12 protein-coding genes are annotated in these 13,699 nt (G+C 73.1%); 5 read left to right on the top strand and 7 right to left on the bottom strand.

The genetic code is table 11. From position 1 onward, the window contains the following. Positions 1-176 precede the first annotated feature (176 nt). Positions 177-1,139 carry a helix-turn-helix domain-containing protein gene (locus AB0I41_RS04525; protein ID WP_357101773.1) on the bottom strand — a complete coding sequence of 321 codons (963 nt, stop codon included), beginning with the start codon at positions 1,137-1,139 and terminating at the stop codon, positions 177-179. Positions 1,140-1,289: 150 nt separating this feature from the next. Here AB0I41_RS04525 and AB0I41_RS04520 point away from each other — a divergent pair, with 150 nt between their 5' ends. The 4 genes from AB0I41_RS04520 (at position 1,290) to folE (ending at position 5,204) form a co-directional block, all read left to right on the top strand. Further along, positions 1,290-1,427, top strand: coding sequence for a hypothetical protein (locus AB0I41_RS04520; RefSeq protein ID WP_357101771.1), 138 nt, complete (start codon positions 1,290-1,292; stop codon positions 1,425-1,427). A gap of 100 nt (positions 1,428-1,527) precedes the next feature. Further along, the gene (hpt, locus tag AB0I41_RS04515; RefSeq protein ID WP_357101769.1) at positions 1,528-2,103 is read left to right on the top strand and encodes a hypoxanthine phosphoribosyltransferase; all 576 of its coding nucleotides are present in this window, start codon (positions 1,528-1,530) and stop codon (positions 2,101-2,103) included. Between the two features lie 396 nt (positions 2,104-2,499). Further along, positions 2,500-4,503, top strand: coding sequence for an ATP-dependent zinc metalloprotease FtsH (ftsH, locus tag AB0I41_RS04510; RefSeq protein WP_357101767.1), 2,004 nt, complete (start codon positions 2,500-2,502; stop codon positions 4,501-4,503). 35 nt (positions 4,504-4,538) lie between these two features. Beyond that, complete coding sequence (gene folE, locus AB0I41_RS04505) at positions 4,539-5,204, top strand: GTP cyclohydrolase I FolE (RefSeq protein WP_357102099.1); 666 nt, start codon at positions 4,539-4,541, stop codon at positions 5,202-5,204. A gap of 67 nt (positions 5,205-5,271) precedes the next feature. Here the strand turns inward: folE and AB0I41_RS04500 are convergent, their stop codons facing one another. Together AB0I41_RS04500 and AB0I41_RS04495 are read right to left on the bottom strand one after the other, a co-directional pair. Beyond that, positions 5,272-6,051 carry a hypothetical protein gene (locus AB0I41_RS04500; RefSeq protein ID WP_357101765.1) on the bottom strand — a complete coding sequence of 260 codons (780 nt, stop codon included), beginning with the start codon at positions 6,049-6,051 and terminating at the stop codon, positions 5,272-5,274. Beyond that, complete coding sequence (locus tag AB0I41_RS04495) at positions 6,048-8,615, bottom strand: FtsK/SpoIIIE domain-containing protein (RefSeq protein WP_357102097.1); 2,568 nt, start codon at positions 8,613-8,615, stop codon at positions 6,048-6,050. The genes AB0I41_RS04500 and AB0I41_RS04495 overlap by 4 nt, the downstream gene beginning before the upstream one ends. A 220-nt stretch (positions 8,616-8,835) precedes the next feature. Here AB0I41_RS04495 and AB0I41_RS04490 point away from each other — a divergent pair, with 220 nt between their 5' ends. Then, positions 8,836-9,390 carry a hypothetical protein gene (locus tag AB0I41_RS04490; RefSeq protein WP_357102095.1) on the top strand — a complete coding sequence of 185 codons (555 nt, stop codon included), beginning with the start codon at positions 8,836-8,838 and terminating at the stop codon, positions 9,388-9,390. 6 nt (positions 9,391-9,396) lie between these two features. Here AB0I41_RS04490 and AB0I41_RS04485 read toward each other — a convergent pair whose 3' ends face one another. Genes AB0I41_RS04485 through AB0I41_RS04470 form a run of 4 tightly spaced genes read right to left on the bottom strand, consistent with a single transcriptional unit; the run spans position 9,397 to position 13,698 of the window. Next, a complete protein-coding gene (locus tag AB0I41_RS04485; RefSeq protein WP_357101763.1) occupies positions 9,397-9,999 on the bottom strand; it encodes a hypothetical protein in 603 nt (200 codons plus the stop codon). Next, on the bottom strand, positions 9,996-11,195 hold the full coding sequence (locus AB0I41_RS04480; RefSeq protein ID WP_357101761.1) for a M23 family metallopeptidase: 1,200 nt from the start codon (positions 11,193-11,195) through the stop codon (positions 9,996-9,998). The genes AB0I41_RS04485 and AB0I41_RS04480 overlap by 4 nt, the downstream gene beginning before the upstream one ends. Continuing rightward, positions 11,192-11,749 carry a hypothetical protein gene (locus tag AB0I41_RS04475; protein WP_357101759.1) on the bottom strand — a complete coding sequence of 186 codons (558 nt, stop codon included), beginning with the start codon at positions 11,747-11,749 and terminating at the stop codon, positions 11,192-11,194. The genes AB0I41_RS04480 and AB0I41_RS04475 overlap by 4 nt, the downstream gene beginning before the upstream one ends. Continuing rightward, positions 11,746-13,698 carry an MFS transporter gene (locus AB0I41_RS04470; RefSeq protein ID WP_357101757.1) on the bottom strand — a complete coding sequence of 651 codons (1,953 nt, stop codon included), beginning with the start codon at positions 13,696-13,698 and terminating at the stop codon, positions 11,746-11,748. The genes AB0I41_RS04475 and AB0I41_RS04470 overlap by 4 nt, the downstream gene beginning before the upstream one ends. Between the last annotated feature and the right edge of the window lies 1 nt (position 13,699).

The raw sequence follows: 13,699 nt of genomic DNA, 5'->3' as shown, positions 1-13,699 counted from the left end.
GGCTTGATCCCTGCGCGGGTCGGGCTCCGGCGAAACCCTCCCGGGTCGGGCTGGTGGGTCCGCGCCGGCGGGTGGGGTCATCTGCGGTGGTTGCGGTGGTGCCGTCCGGTCTGCCTCACCGTCGTGCCTGCTGGCCCGGGAGGCCCTGGCCGCGTCCGGACTCGTCGGGGCGGGCGTCAGTGGGCGGTGGCGCGGTCGCGGAAGGTGGTGCGGTAGGCGTGCGGGGTGGTGCCGACGCGGCGGGTGAAGTGGTGGCGTAGCGCGGCGGCGTCGCCGAAACCGGCCCGGTCGGCGACGGTCTCCACGCTCAGGTGGGTCTCCTCAAGCAGGCGCCGGGCCAGCAGCACCCGCTGGTTGGTGAGCCAGTCGTGCGGGGTGGTGCCGGTCTCGGCCCGGAACCGGCGGGCGAAGGTCCGTGCCGACATGCCGGCCCGGGCGGCCAGCTCGTCCACCGTGATCGGCTGGCGCAGGTGCCCCATCAGCCAGCTCAGCACCGGCTCGAGCGTGGGAGCCTCCGGCGTGACCGGGATCGGCGCCTCGACGTACTGGGACTGGCCGCCGTCGCGGTGCGGCGGGACGACCATCCGGCGGGCCAGCCGGGTGGCGGTGGCGGAGCCGTGCTCCTGCCGGACGAGGTGCAGGCAGGCGTCGATGCCGGCGGCGGTGCCGGCGCTGGTGAGCACCGGCCCGTCGGCGACGTAGAGCGAGTTGCACCGGACCCGGGCCGCCGGGTGGCGGCGTTGCAGCTCGTCGACGTACCGCCAGTGGGTGGTGCACTCGCGGCCGTCGAGCAGCCCGGCGGCGCCCAGCACGAAGGCGCCCGAGCAGACACTGAACAGGTACGCCCCCCGGTCGGCGGCCCGGCGCAGCGCGTCCAGCACCGGCTCGGGCACCGCGCACCCCTGGGCGTGCGCCGGCACGGCGACCAGGTCGGCCTCCTCGACGGGGCCGAGGTCGGCGTGCGGGGTCAGCCCGAAGCCGGAGGCGGTGCGGACGGGGCCGCCGTCGGCGGTGCAGACGGCGAACCGGTAGCCGGGGAAGCCGTCCGCCGTCCGGTCGGTGCCGAAGACCTCGGCGAGCACGCCGAGCTCGAACGCGGCGACCTGGTCGAGTGCGACGACGGCGACCGAACGGAGCATGTGACGAGGGTAACCCCAGCGATGGCAGGAAATCGAGGGGGCGTGGCATTCCTGCCACTGTCCGGGCGCGTGCGACGGGCGGAAACTGGTTCCAGTCCGGTGCGCACCGGCGGCGAAAACAGTCCAATACCCGCGAAAGCGAGCGCCGCCATGGAATTCCTGCTGCTACTGCTCTTCCTCGTCGGCCTGGCCGTCGCCTCGGTCACCGGCCTCACCGCCGACAGCCGCGACTCGGCCGACTGGAAGCCGACCGAGCAGGGCCGCCGCTGGCGGTCCCGCACCTGCTGAGACAATTGCCCAGTATTGCCGGGAAAATCCACGGCGGGACCGCGCCAAAAGGGGCGGCCCCGCCGACGGGGGCCAGTCGGCGTACGGCAGGCTATGAGTCATGGCTGACGGCTCCTGGTACGACGCCGACATCGACCACGTGATCATCTCCGAGGCGCAGATCCGTGAGAAGACCGCGGAACTGGCCAAGCAGGTCTCCGCGGACTACGCACACGTCGAAGACGGGCTCCTGCTCGTCTGCGTGCTCAAGGGCGCGGTCATGTTCATGGCCGACTTCTCCCGGGCGCTCGGCCGGCACGGGCCCCCCGCCGAGCTGGACTTCATGGCCATCTCCTCGTACGGCCAGGGCACCACCTCCTCCGGCGTGGTCCGCATCCTCAAGGACCTGGACCGGGACATCGCCGGCCGGCACGTGGTCGTGGTCGAGGACATCGTCGACTCCGGGCTGACCCTCTCCTGGCTGCTGCGCTACCTGGAGTCCCGCTCGGCGGCCAGCGTCGAGGTGGTCGCCCTGTTCCGCAAGCCGGACGCGGTGAAGGTCCCCGTCCCGGTGAAGTACGTCGGCTTCGACATCCCGACCGAGTTCGTGGTCGGCTACGGCCTCGACTTCGGCGAGCGCTACCGCGAGCTGCCCTACGTCGGCGTGCTCAAGCCGGAGGTCTACGCCCGGGCCTAGCCCGCCGCCCGACCTGGCCGAAAGCTGCTCGGTTCGGCGTCCATTGAGCAGACGTTCAGCGGGCTCTCAGCGAATCGGACTACCGTGGGTGCCGGTGGCGCGGAGGCACTCTCCACGCCCGACCCCTCGACCCGTGGTTGACCGGCGGTCGGGCGGCCGGATGCGGAGCTCCCGCCACGCCGGCTGAAACCCCGGTTCGCCGTCCGCGTAAGTGCTGGGCTCGCAAGCTCACTCCTGGCGCACACGGTGTACCGTCGAATGACCGCGGTGCGGCAGTTCGCGCCTCGGGGCCGAGCCGGCCCGCACGGCGGCCCGGCGCCGCCAAGGCGGCGACACCATTCAGACGGTCAGGACGTCGATCAGGAGGATGCGGGCGCCTCGGCGCTCGACAACAGTATGGAACGTACGCGTTTCTTCCGTCGACCGGTGGTCTGGATCATCCTGGTCATCCTCGGCGCCGTTTTGCTCAGTCAGCTGTTCACCGCTGGTCCCAGCTACCACCGGGTGGACACTTCCGTTGCGCTCGACCAGCTCCACACCGCCAAGATCGACAAGGTCGTCTTCCAGGACAAGGAGCAGACGCTCCAGCTCAACCTGGCCGAGAAGACCAAGTTCGGCGACACCACGACCGACCGCATCGAGGCCCAGTTCCCGTACCAGGTCGGCAACCAGGTCTGGAACGAGGTCCTGGACGCCAAGGCGGCCAACCGGGTCACCGGCCCGGCCGATGCCAAGGTGTCGTCCGACAGCATCTGGGTGAGCCTGCTGGTCAACCTGCTCCCGATCGTCCTGCTGGTGCTCCTGCTGATCTTCTTCATGTCGCAGATGCAGGGCGGCGGCTCCCGGGTGCTCAACTTCGGCAAGTCCAAGGCGAAGATGATCACCAAGGACACGCCGAAGACCACGTTCGCGGACGTGGCCGGGGCCGAGGAGGCCGTCGAGGAGCTGCACGAGATCAAGGACTTCCTGCAGAACCCGGCGAAGTACCAGGCCCTGGGTGCCAAGATCCCGAAGGGCGTGCTGCTCTTCGGCCCGCCCGGTACCGGTAAGACGCTGCTCGCCCGCGCGGTGGCCGGCGAGGCCGGGGTGCCGTTCTACTCGATCTCCGGTTCCGACTTCGTGGAGATGTTCGTCGGTGTCGGCGCCAGCCGGGTCCGCGACCTCTTCGAGCAGGCCAAGGCGAACGCCCCGGCGATCGTCTTCGTCGACGAGATCGACGCGGTCGGCCGGCACCGCGGCGCCGGCATGGGCGGTGGCCACGACGAGCGCGAGCAGACCCTCAACCAGCTGCTCGTCGAGATGGACGGCTTCGACACCAAGGGCGGGGTCATCCTGATCGCCGCCACCAACCGGCCGGACATCCTCGACCCGGCGCTGCTGCGCCCGGGCCGCTTCGACCGGCAGATCCCGGTGGACGCCCCCGACATGGAGGGCCGCAAGGCGATCCTGCGGGTGCACGCCAAGGGCAAGCCGTTCACCCCCGACGTCGACCTCGACGCGGTGGCCCGGCGTACCCCCGGCTTCAGCGGCGCCGACCTGGCCAACGTGATCAACGAGTCCGCGCTGCTCACCGCCCGCAAGGACCAGCGGGCGATCACCAACGACTCCCTGGAGGAGTCGATCGACCGGGTGATCGCCGGTCCGCAGCGGCGGACCCGGGTGATGAGCGACCAGGAGAAGAAGATCACCGCGTACCACGAGGGCGGCCACGCGCTGGTCGCCTGGGCGCTGCCGCACGCCGCGCCGGTGCACAAGGTGACGATCCTGTCCCGCGGCCGCTCGCTGGGCCACACCCTGGTGCTGCCCACCGAGGACAAGTACACCCAGACCCGCGCCGAGATGGTCGACACCCTGGCGTACGCGCTGGGTGGCCGGGCCGCCGAGGAGCTGGTCTTCCACGAGCCGACCACCGGCGCCGGCAACGACATCGAGAAGGCCACCCAGCTGGCCCGCGCGATGATCACCCAGTACGGCATGAGCTCCAAGCTCGGTGCGATCAAGTACGGCACCAGCGGCGACGAGCCGTTCCTCGGCCGCAACATGGGCCACGAGCGGGACTACTCCGACGTGGTGGCGGCCGAGATCGACGGCGAGATGCGGGCCCTGATCGAGGTGGCCCACGACGAGGCCTGGGAGATCCTGGTGGAGTACCGGGACGTCCTGGACAACATCGTCCTGGAGCTGATGGAGAAGGAGACCCTCTCCACCGCCGACATGGCCCGGATCTGCGTCCGGGTGGCGAAGCGCCCGCCGATGGCCCCCTACAACGGCTTCGGCAAGCGTCAACCCTCCACCGAGCCCCCGGTGCTCACCCCGGCCGAGAAGGACAAGCTCAAGGCGCAGGCCCAGGCCGACGGCGCGTCCGTCGGCGGCTCGAACAACTCGGACGGTACCCACTGAACACGGACGCCGCGGCCAGTCCCGAGGACTCGGGGCTGGCCGCCTCGTCGACCGAGCCCGACGGCGACGAGGCGCTGGACTACGTCGCCGCCCGGCTGATCAGCGGCAAGCTGACCGGCCGCCCGGTCGAGGACACCATGGACCTCGGCCGGATCGAGAAGGCGGTCCGCGAGATCCTCATCGCGGTCGGGGAGGACCCCGACCGGGACGGACTCCAGCAGACCCCGGCCCGGGTGGCCCGGGCGTACGCGGAGCTCTTCGCCGGCCTCCGGGTCGACCCGGCCCAGGTGCTCAGCACCACCTTCGAGGCCAACCACGAGGAGTTGGTGCTCGTCCGGCACATCGATGTGATGAGCCTCTGCGAGCACCACCTGCTGCCGTTTAGGGGCAGCGCGCACATCGGCTACATTCCCGGCCCGGACGGCCGGATCACCGGCCTGTCCAAGCTGGCCCGGCTGGTCGAGGTCTTCGCCCGCCGCCCGCAGGTGCAGGAGCGGCTCACCTCGCAGATCGCCGACCTGCTGATGAGCAAGCTGGCGCCGCGCGGCGTCGTCGTGGTGCTCGAATGCGAGCACATGTGCATGGCGATGCGCGGCATCCAGAAGAGCGGCGCCCAGACCATCACCTCGGCCGTGCGGGGCACCCTCCAGCACGACGCGAAGTCGCGGGCCGAGGCGATGGCCCTGATCATCCCGCGCTGACCCGTACCATCCTGGCCGGCCGCGTCGCCCCCACCCGGGCGGCACGGCGTTGCGTCGACGGCAGGGCTCAGCCGGCCAGCATCGCCAGCATGACCGCGCTCGCCGTCACCACCGCGGGCACCAGGCAGGTCAGCGCCCCCAGCCGGGGTGTCCGATCCAGCCGCTGGTTCGAACGCGGCGGGAAGAGCCGACCCACCGCCACCCAGCCAGTGCCGAACGCGACCGCCGGCATCGGCAGCCCGACGACCAGCGCCACGAGGCTCGCCGTACCCGTCCCGGCGACCGCGAGGACGACCAGCTGGACCACCGGCACCAGCAGCGCCAGCGGGCCGTACACCAGCAGGTTGCGGGCCCGGGGCGGCCAGGCCGCCGGTCGCAGCGGGCCCCGCGCGGCCAGCGTCGCGTCGGCCGCATCCGCCCAGCCGCGGGCCACCCGCAACGCGGCCAGCACCGCCGCCGGACCGCCGACCATCTGCCGGGCCGCCTCGGTCAGCTCCGGCGGCGTCGGGGTCAGCGAGATCGCCGGTACGCCCAGCTCCCGCAACCCGGCCTGCTGCGGTGCCAACCGGGCGTGCACCTCGGCCAGCTCCTCCCGGGCAGCCTCCACCGCCCGCGCCTGCTCGGCGGCGGCGGTCGCCGCAGCGCGGCGCACCCCGTCCAGCTGCCGGGCGGCGGCGAGGTAGTCCGTCCACGCGGCGTCGACCGTGCCCACCGGCTTGTCACCGACCCGCTGCCGGGCCGTCGTCGCCGGGGCCGCCACGCCGACACCGATCCGCTGCCGGGCCGTTGCCGCCGGGGCCGCCTCGTCGACGCCCACCCCGCCGGCCCGCTCGTCGCGTTCGCTCATGCCGGCTCCTCCCCGTCGGCGAACGGCACCAGCACCGTGCCCCGCTCGCCCGGACCGTCCCAGAGCACCACCCGGCCGGGGCGGGGCCGCCACTCCACCGGGCGGCCGAAGACCGCACCGAGCATCGCCCCTGGCACGTCCACCGCCGCGACGGCGGCCAGCTTGTCCACCTGGCCGTCCGGCTCCAGCAGCGCCGCGAACGGCGGCACCGTCCGCCACCAGCCCAGCAGGTGCGTGCCGGTCGGCGGACCCTCACGCAGCAGCGCGCGCAGCCGCTCCACCGGCAACTCCTCCGCCGTCGCCCGGTCCACCCCGAACACCACCAGGTACGCGGGCCCGTCGCCGTCCATCGCGGCCAGCAGGCCCGCCGCGTCGACCGTCTCCGCCCGCTGCCGCTGCGCCAGCTCGGCCGCCAACCCGGCGGCCAGCGGCGCGGACCCCTCGGCCAGCGGCGCGAGCACGAACCGGGCGGTGCCCGGCGGATGGTGGGCGGCCGTGCTCCGCGCGGCGTTCGCCAGCAACCCGGCCGCCCCCGCACCCGCCCCGAGGACGGCGAGATTGCGCCCGGCGACCGGGCCGAGCGGTACGGCGACCGTCGTCCGGGCCACGTCCACCGCCCGGCCGAGCAGGGCGGCCGGCCCACCGACCCGGCCGGCCAGGGCGGCCCGCAGCCGGGGGTCGTTGCCCAGCAGCGGCCGGGCCCAGCCGGCGAAGACCACCGGCGGGATCGTCCCCTCCGGGCGGGCCGCGAAGAGCCGGTGCCGCAGCCGCTCGACCGTCTCCGGGGCGTCGTGCGGGTCGGGGAAGCGGACCAGCCGCTCGTGACCCCGGATGGCGCCGCGCGGGCCACCGAGCCCGCCCGCCGTGTTGACCACCGCGCTGCCCACCGCCAGGCCCGCCGCGGCATCGTTGGCCGGCGCGAGCACCGCGCCACCGCCGGAGAGCGCCACCCGCACCGGGAACTGGCCCAGCACCGAGTCCCGCGGCGCCGGCCCCGCACCGATGCCCAGGTCGCCCGCGCCGGCCAGCACCAGGTGGATCCCGTACGCGCGCCCGGCCCGGGCCAGCCCGTCCAGCCGGGCCAGCACGTCGGCGGCGACCGGATCCCGGGCCGCCAGCAGCAGCGGGAAGTTGTCGATCACGCAGACGATCCGGGGCAGCGACTGGTGCTCCCGCAGCTCCGCGTAGCGCTGCCCACCGGCCCGGGCGCCCGCCTCCTCCCGCCGGCGGGTCTCCGCCGCCAACTGGTCGAACAGGTCCCGCACGTACTCCGGGTCGGCGGCCATCGCGGCGGCCCGGACCTGCGGCACCCAGGAGCGGTCCCGCTCGGTCTGCAGGAACTCCACGAAGGACTCGCCGTCGCCGAGGTTCACCAGGTACAGGACCAGCTCGTCCGGGCCGTACCGGGCGGCGAGGCCGAGCAGCGCGTTGGTGAGGAACGCCGACCGGCCGGCCTCGGAGCGGCCGCTGACCAGCCAGTGCGGGGTCAGCTCGGTGAAGCCGACGGTCACCGGCCGCCCGTTCGCGTCGCCCACCGTCGTGGCGAGCCCGCCGGCCGAGCCGGCCTGCCAGAGCGGCTCCTCCGGCGGCGGCAGCAACTCGGCCAGGTCGAGCCGGGAACCGGCCTCCACCTGCTCGGCCAGCCGCCGGCAGACCGCCCCGACCAGGTCCGGCCCCGGGTCCTCGTCCACGAAGACCGGGGAGTTCAGACCGCTCGGCCCGTCACCGCCCGGCCCGCTCAACGGGCTGCCCGGCGGATCGCCGAGCAGCGCGTACGCGGTCCGTAGCTCCAGCCGGGTGGCCTCCGGCAGCGGCGGGCGGGCCGCGTACGGGCCGGGCGGGGGCCAGCCGGCGACCACCAGGTGCAGGCCGGCCGGTCGGCCCTGGGCGGCCAGCGCCTCGATCCGGGCCAGGTCGCTCGGCCCGGTCAGCTCCGGCAGCCCGGCGATCACCAGCAGCAGCGTCCGGTCGTGCCGGCGGGGCCGGCCGGTGCCGGGGGAGACCCACTGCTCGGCCTCGGTGAGCACCGCCCGCAGTCCGGCCACGTCCACCGCCGGCGGCGGCAGCAGGCCCGCGTCGGCCAGCGCCGCGAAGGGCGCGAAGGTGTCGCCCGCGCCGGCGCCGTCCACCGCTCGCACCAGCAGGCAGCCGGCCGGCGTCGCGGCCAGCAGCCGCAGCAGTACGGCCCGGAGCAGGCCGACCGCCCGTGGCTCCCGGGCGTCGACGTCGAGGGTCAGGTGGCCGGTGCCGAGCAGCGGCACCAGCGCGGGGAAACGGGCGTCGTCCAGCGGCGCGGCGGTGCCGACCCGGACGAAGGGCGGATTCTCCTCACCGGCCGGGGTGTCCGGCGGCAGGCTGTCCAGCGGGGCGCCGGCCCAGCCCGGCGCCAGCAGCGCCGCCGCGGTACGCAGCCGGTCCGCCAGCTCGTACTGCCGGCGCTGGTCGGCGGGGGCCGGGCGGGTCTCGTCGAGCACGCCGGCGGCCGCGGCGGCGGTGGCGGCGGCCCGCCGGTGCAGGGCGGCGGCCCGGTTCGTACGTGTCTTCGGACCGGCCACCACGTCCACCTCTCTTCCCGAGGCCGACATTTCCTCCCCGGGCACAGACCGTATCCCAGCCGGCGGCGCACCTCCGGGATGTCGCCCGGCGCTGCGCCGGAATGGTCGCCCGGTACGGTCCCACCGAGGTCCGCGCCGGGCGGCGTCCACCCCGGCGGTTCGCCACGATCGGTGGATCTGGGGCATTGGGTACGCGGCGGGCAGCCGATAGCCTCAAGGGGTGGAATCAGTGCAGCCCCCCGCCGGTTCCCAGGTCTCCCGCGTACCGGCGCAGCGGACCCCGCCGGAGCAGTTGGCGCCCCCTGCCGTCATGCCGGCGCCGGAGCAGCCGCCCCGCCGGACACGCACCGTGCTCACCGTGGTCGCGGGGGTGCTGGCGCTGCTCTGCGTGAGTGGCGCGGTGACCGGCTACGTGCTGTACGACCGCGCCACAGCGCCGGACCGCAGCGCCCCGGACGTCGTGGTGGCCAATTACATTCAGGCATTCCTTGCGGACCGCAACGACACGAGAGCAGGTGAATTCGCCTGCCACAACGGTGTCGATATCGACGATCTACGACTCCTTCGTGATGATCTTGTAGCGCGGGAGCGCCGCTTCGACACGAAGATCTCAACAAGCTGGGAAGATTTCAAGATTCAGCAGCAGGGTGACCGCGCCAACGTTGAAGTTGTCCTCATCCTCTCAGCCTTCATAGACGGGATCTCGCAGAGCGATCGCCAGGGCTGGCGGTTTGAGACGCAGCGTCAGGACGGCTGGCGGGTATGTACCGCGAAGCGCTCCTGACCGTCCTCACTCGATCCACAACAGGTGCACCGGTACCTCCAGTGTGGTCGGTGGCTGCCCGCGCCAGGCCCACCGGTACCACTCCAGTTCCGGGGTGACCCGGACGCAGATGTCGCCGTCGGCGCCGGAGTAGGTCTCGGTCACCGCGCGCAGGTCCCGATGCTCGACCGAGTCCTCGACGTGCACCACCCGTCGACCGCTGATCGCGTCCGCCTCGAAGACCGGCGTCGGTGCCCGGTGTGCCGGCTCGTCCAGCGAGACCAGCCGGATGCCCTGCTCGCGGACGGCCGTTCCCGGCGACGGGCGCTCGCCGAGCGTCTCGACCCAGACCCGCTCCACGGGGATCAACGGCGCGAAGACCTCGACCTGGTCGGACTCGGCCCGGTACCACTCGTGCTCGGGGATCACGGGTACGTAGGTGCGGCTGCCCTGCACCACCCGTTCGTCGGCCCGCAGGTCGCCTCGCCAGCCCCGGCCCGGCAGCCCGACCAGCACCCGCCGGCCGCGCAGTTCGACCCGCCCGGTGGCGGGCACGATCTCGACCGGCCGGGGTGTCAGCGGCGCCCAGTCGGGCTGGCCGGCGAAGGGATCCGGCAGCGGACCGGTCATCGTTCCGCTTGCCTCGCGCTCGAGCCGTTCAGGGGCGCGCCCCGCTGCCGCATGAACGGCACCGGGTCGATCGACCCACCGGAGCTGCGGTCGCCGTCCCGGTGCACCTCGAAGTGCAGGTGCGGACCGGAAGAGTTGCCGCTGCTGCCCACCCGTCCGATCACCTCGCCGGCCCGCACCTCCTGACCGGGGACGACCAGTGGCTTCTCGGCCATGTGGCAGTAGCGGGAGATATACCCGCCGGCGTGCAGGATGTCGACGAACCAGCCGCAGCCGCCCTTGCCGGGGTAGCCGTCCACGTCGCAGTCGAGCCGACCCCGGTGGTCGGGGTCGCAGCGGGCCACCAGCACCCGACCGGTGGCCGCGGCGTGGATCGGCGTCGTCCCCTTCGGCGCGGCGATGTCCACCCCGTTGTGTTGCGGTCGGCTCGCGGTCCGGAAGCCGGAGCCGACTCCGCCGCGAATCGGCGCCGTCCACCCGGAGGCGGCGATCGTCTCGGCGGACGCCTGGTCGCAGACGGCCTTGCCGGCGATCTGCACCGTCTGGGCGGCACCCTTGGCCAGCGCGTTTACGATCTGGCTGGCGGTGTCCTCGTGCTTGGCGTACGCGTCGGGATAGGCGCTGATCTGGACCCGCTGGGCGGCGAGGGTCAGCGGGAGCCGTTCCCAGCCGTCGACCTTGAGTAGCTTCTCGTAGAACTTGCGGGCCGCGTGGTCCGGGCTCATCCGCTGCGAGACGCTGCCCCACCCGGCGCGCTGCTGGAACAGGCCGACCGAGTCGTGGTCGCGCCCGACCCCCTCGTTGGGGATCCGGCGGGATCCGGCGACGGTGCTGTTCGCCAGGTTGCGCAGGGCCGACTCCTGCATCGCGGTCGCCACCGCGATCACCCAGCCACGGGGTGGCACCTTCATGTCCTGCCCGACCTTGATGATGACGGCGGCGTTACGCAGCTGGCTGTCGCCGTAGTCGGACATGCGCGGCATCCTGCCGGTGACGTTGACCCGGTGGTCCTCGCCGCACGTCTGTTCCGAGGCGACCAGGCTCTGGTCGTCGCCGCCGAGATCGGTCAGGAAGAAGGCCGCCGTGCCGCCGCCGCAGCACAGCAGGGCGAAGGTGGCGGTCAGCGCGGTGACCAGGGCGCCGATCCGGAGTCGGCGACGGGGCGGCTGGCCCACCCCCGGCAGCTCGGCAGTCATTCCCGCTCCCAGTCCACGGCGTCCACCAACCAGCGCCCGTCCGGCGCCACCAACTCGAGCCGGAGCCGCCCGGTCTCCAACGGGAGCAGCACCTCCGCGAAGGCCTCCGTGCGCGGCCGGAGAGTCAGCTTCCCGGTCACCTTCTCCGCCGGCACGCCGGACGGGTCGGCGCCCGTCAGCTTCTCGGTGAGCCCCGCCGTGGACAGCGGACGCAGATCCGACTGCCACTTCTCCGCCGTGGTGGCGGGCCCACCGAGCCATGCCCTCGCGAACCGCTCCGCGGTCTGCTCGGCGGTCAGTTCGCCGGGACGCGTCCTCGGCGACGGTGGCACCGGCGTGGCGACGACGCCGTCGTCGCCCTCCGCGGGGTCCACGGTGGTGATGGGTTCGCGTGGGCGGTTGCTGAGCCCGGTCGCCGGGTCGACGGGGCCGGTGACCAGGCGGGCGGCCCCGATCACCCCGAAGACCAGCACGGCGATCGCGAGCGCGATGCCGACCCGGGACCGCAGGACCCGGGTGACCAGGAACTCGATCGCTCGCCGCATGGCCGTCACCGTGCCTCGGAGCGCGCCCGGGGGCTGGGTCTGGTGCTGGCCGGCGCGCGCTCCGCCGAGTCGGGTCGGTAGACCACGAAGGACGGCGACTCCTCGGGCACGTCCGGCTCCGTCCAGGTCGCCGGCTGCCGACGGCGTGGACGCGGCGCGGTGGTCCGCCCGCCGTCACCGGACCGCACCTCCGGTGGGTCCGCCTCCGCGCGCTCCCGGCCGTCCGGCCGCTCCCGCCCGGTGGGCGTGGTGGAGGAGTGCGACGGGTCCTCACGCCGGGCCTCCGGGCGCAGGTTCGACGGCTCCAGCGCCAGCCCGCGCCGCCGGGACACGGCCGGCTCGGCCGTGCCCCCCGGCTCCACCACGTCGAGCCTCGCGGCGATGCGCATGTCGCGGAAGAAGCGACGGTGCCAGGAGCCGGCCGAGCTGACCGCCTCGCTGCTGTCCTTGCCGCCGAGCTGGGTGATCCGGCGGTACGGGCGCAGCAGCAGCCAGCCGACCACACCGCAGAGCCAGACCAGCACCACCTGCAGCCAGCCCGGCAGGGTGGGAGTGCTCATGATCAGGTCCACCGCGAAGAGGTAGATCGCGGCCCCGGTGCCGAAGATGGCGATGTTGAAGAGGGCGGCGACCACCGCGTTCCCGAGCCGGCGCAGCCCGGCACTGGCCGGCCGTAGCAGGCCGACCGTACCGAGGATCGGTGCCGCGATCACCGCCCATCGGAAGATCAGGAAGCCGAGCAGCACCAGCAGCGACGCGGTCAGGTCGAACATCGCGAAGAGCAGTGAGGCCAGCACGGCGATGAAGCCGGAACCGATCCGGTCCATGTCCCGGGCACCGGTGAGGTACTCGTACGCCTCCGGGTCCTCCTTCTTGATCTGATCGGCCACGGTCATCCACTGCTGCTGCTTGGCCTTCACGACCACTTCACGAGTGGCGGGATTGGCGCGAATGGACTGCGACTCACCCCAGGAGAGCGATTTGGCGTCGTAGAGGACCGGGCCGTACCTCTTGGCGGTCTCGCTGTCCGCCGACCCCAGCACCCCGCGCAGCCAGTTGCGGTAGAGCATCGACTCGGTAGCGGTGTCGCTGGCACGAACCGCAGGCGGCCGCTTGTCCACGCAGGCGTCGGGGTTCGGAAGCACGCACTTGTCGGCCGGAATGTCTCTCGAAGCCGGACCCACCGCGTCGTGTACGACGCCGAGAGTGGTGATGAGCGTGCCGTCGGCGATGTTGGCGGACTTCACCGGCCAGGCGGCCAGGGCGGTCACCGCGACCATCACCAGCAGGGCCCAGCCGGCCGTGGTCATCGCGTTGCTCATGTCCGACTGGCGGGAGCGCCAGAGCAGGTAGAGGCCCACCACGCAGAGCGTGACGATGCCGAAGACGCTGAACACCTTCTGGTAGACGGACTTGGTCGCCTTCTCGACCAGGGGGTCGGCCCAGCCCCACATCGAGCCCGGGTCCCACGCCCGTTCGCGAAGCGCGTTCGAGGCGCCGATGATCGACGTGGCGAACATGAACTCGCCGTTGGCGACCGTCGTGGTGAACTTGTAGTCCGGGTGCAGCACCGTCGAGGCGCAGCCACCCTCGACGTCGTAGGTGTTGAAGCTGTAACCGGCGTAGCCGTAGTCGCTGTAGAGGCCCTTCGGGCCGGGCAGCTTGGACGAGTCCGGCCGAGAGGCGAACCAGCCGGCGAGACCGGAGTCCGGTGCGGAGGCGACCGGCGGCTTCCGGCAGGTGATCTCGTTCTCGCTGACCTTCTGCAGTTTGGCGACGCAGGCGCGGAAGTCCGCCTGCCACTCCTTGGTGCTGCACAGCTCCGCCGCTGCCTGGGCCGTCACCGGCGGGGCCGCGGTGGCCGGGGTGGCCCCGACCACCGGCCAGGCGATCGTGGCACCGGCGAGTACGCCGAGCGCGAGGAGGAGCGCCGCGATCCGTGCCCGGGCCCTCGCCATG

The sequence above is a fragment of the Micromonospora sp. NPDC050200 genome (genome assembly GCF_040656135.1).
Lineage (GTDB): Bacteria > Actinomycetota > Actinomycetes > Mycobacteriales > Micromonosporaceae > Micromonospora.
Note: the sequence above shows the minus strand (reverse complement) of the source record. Positions and strands in the feature narration are given on the sequence as shown.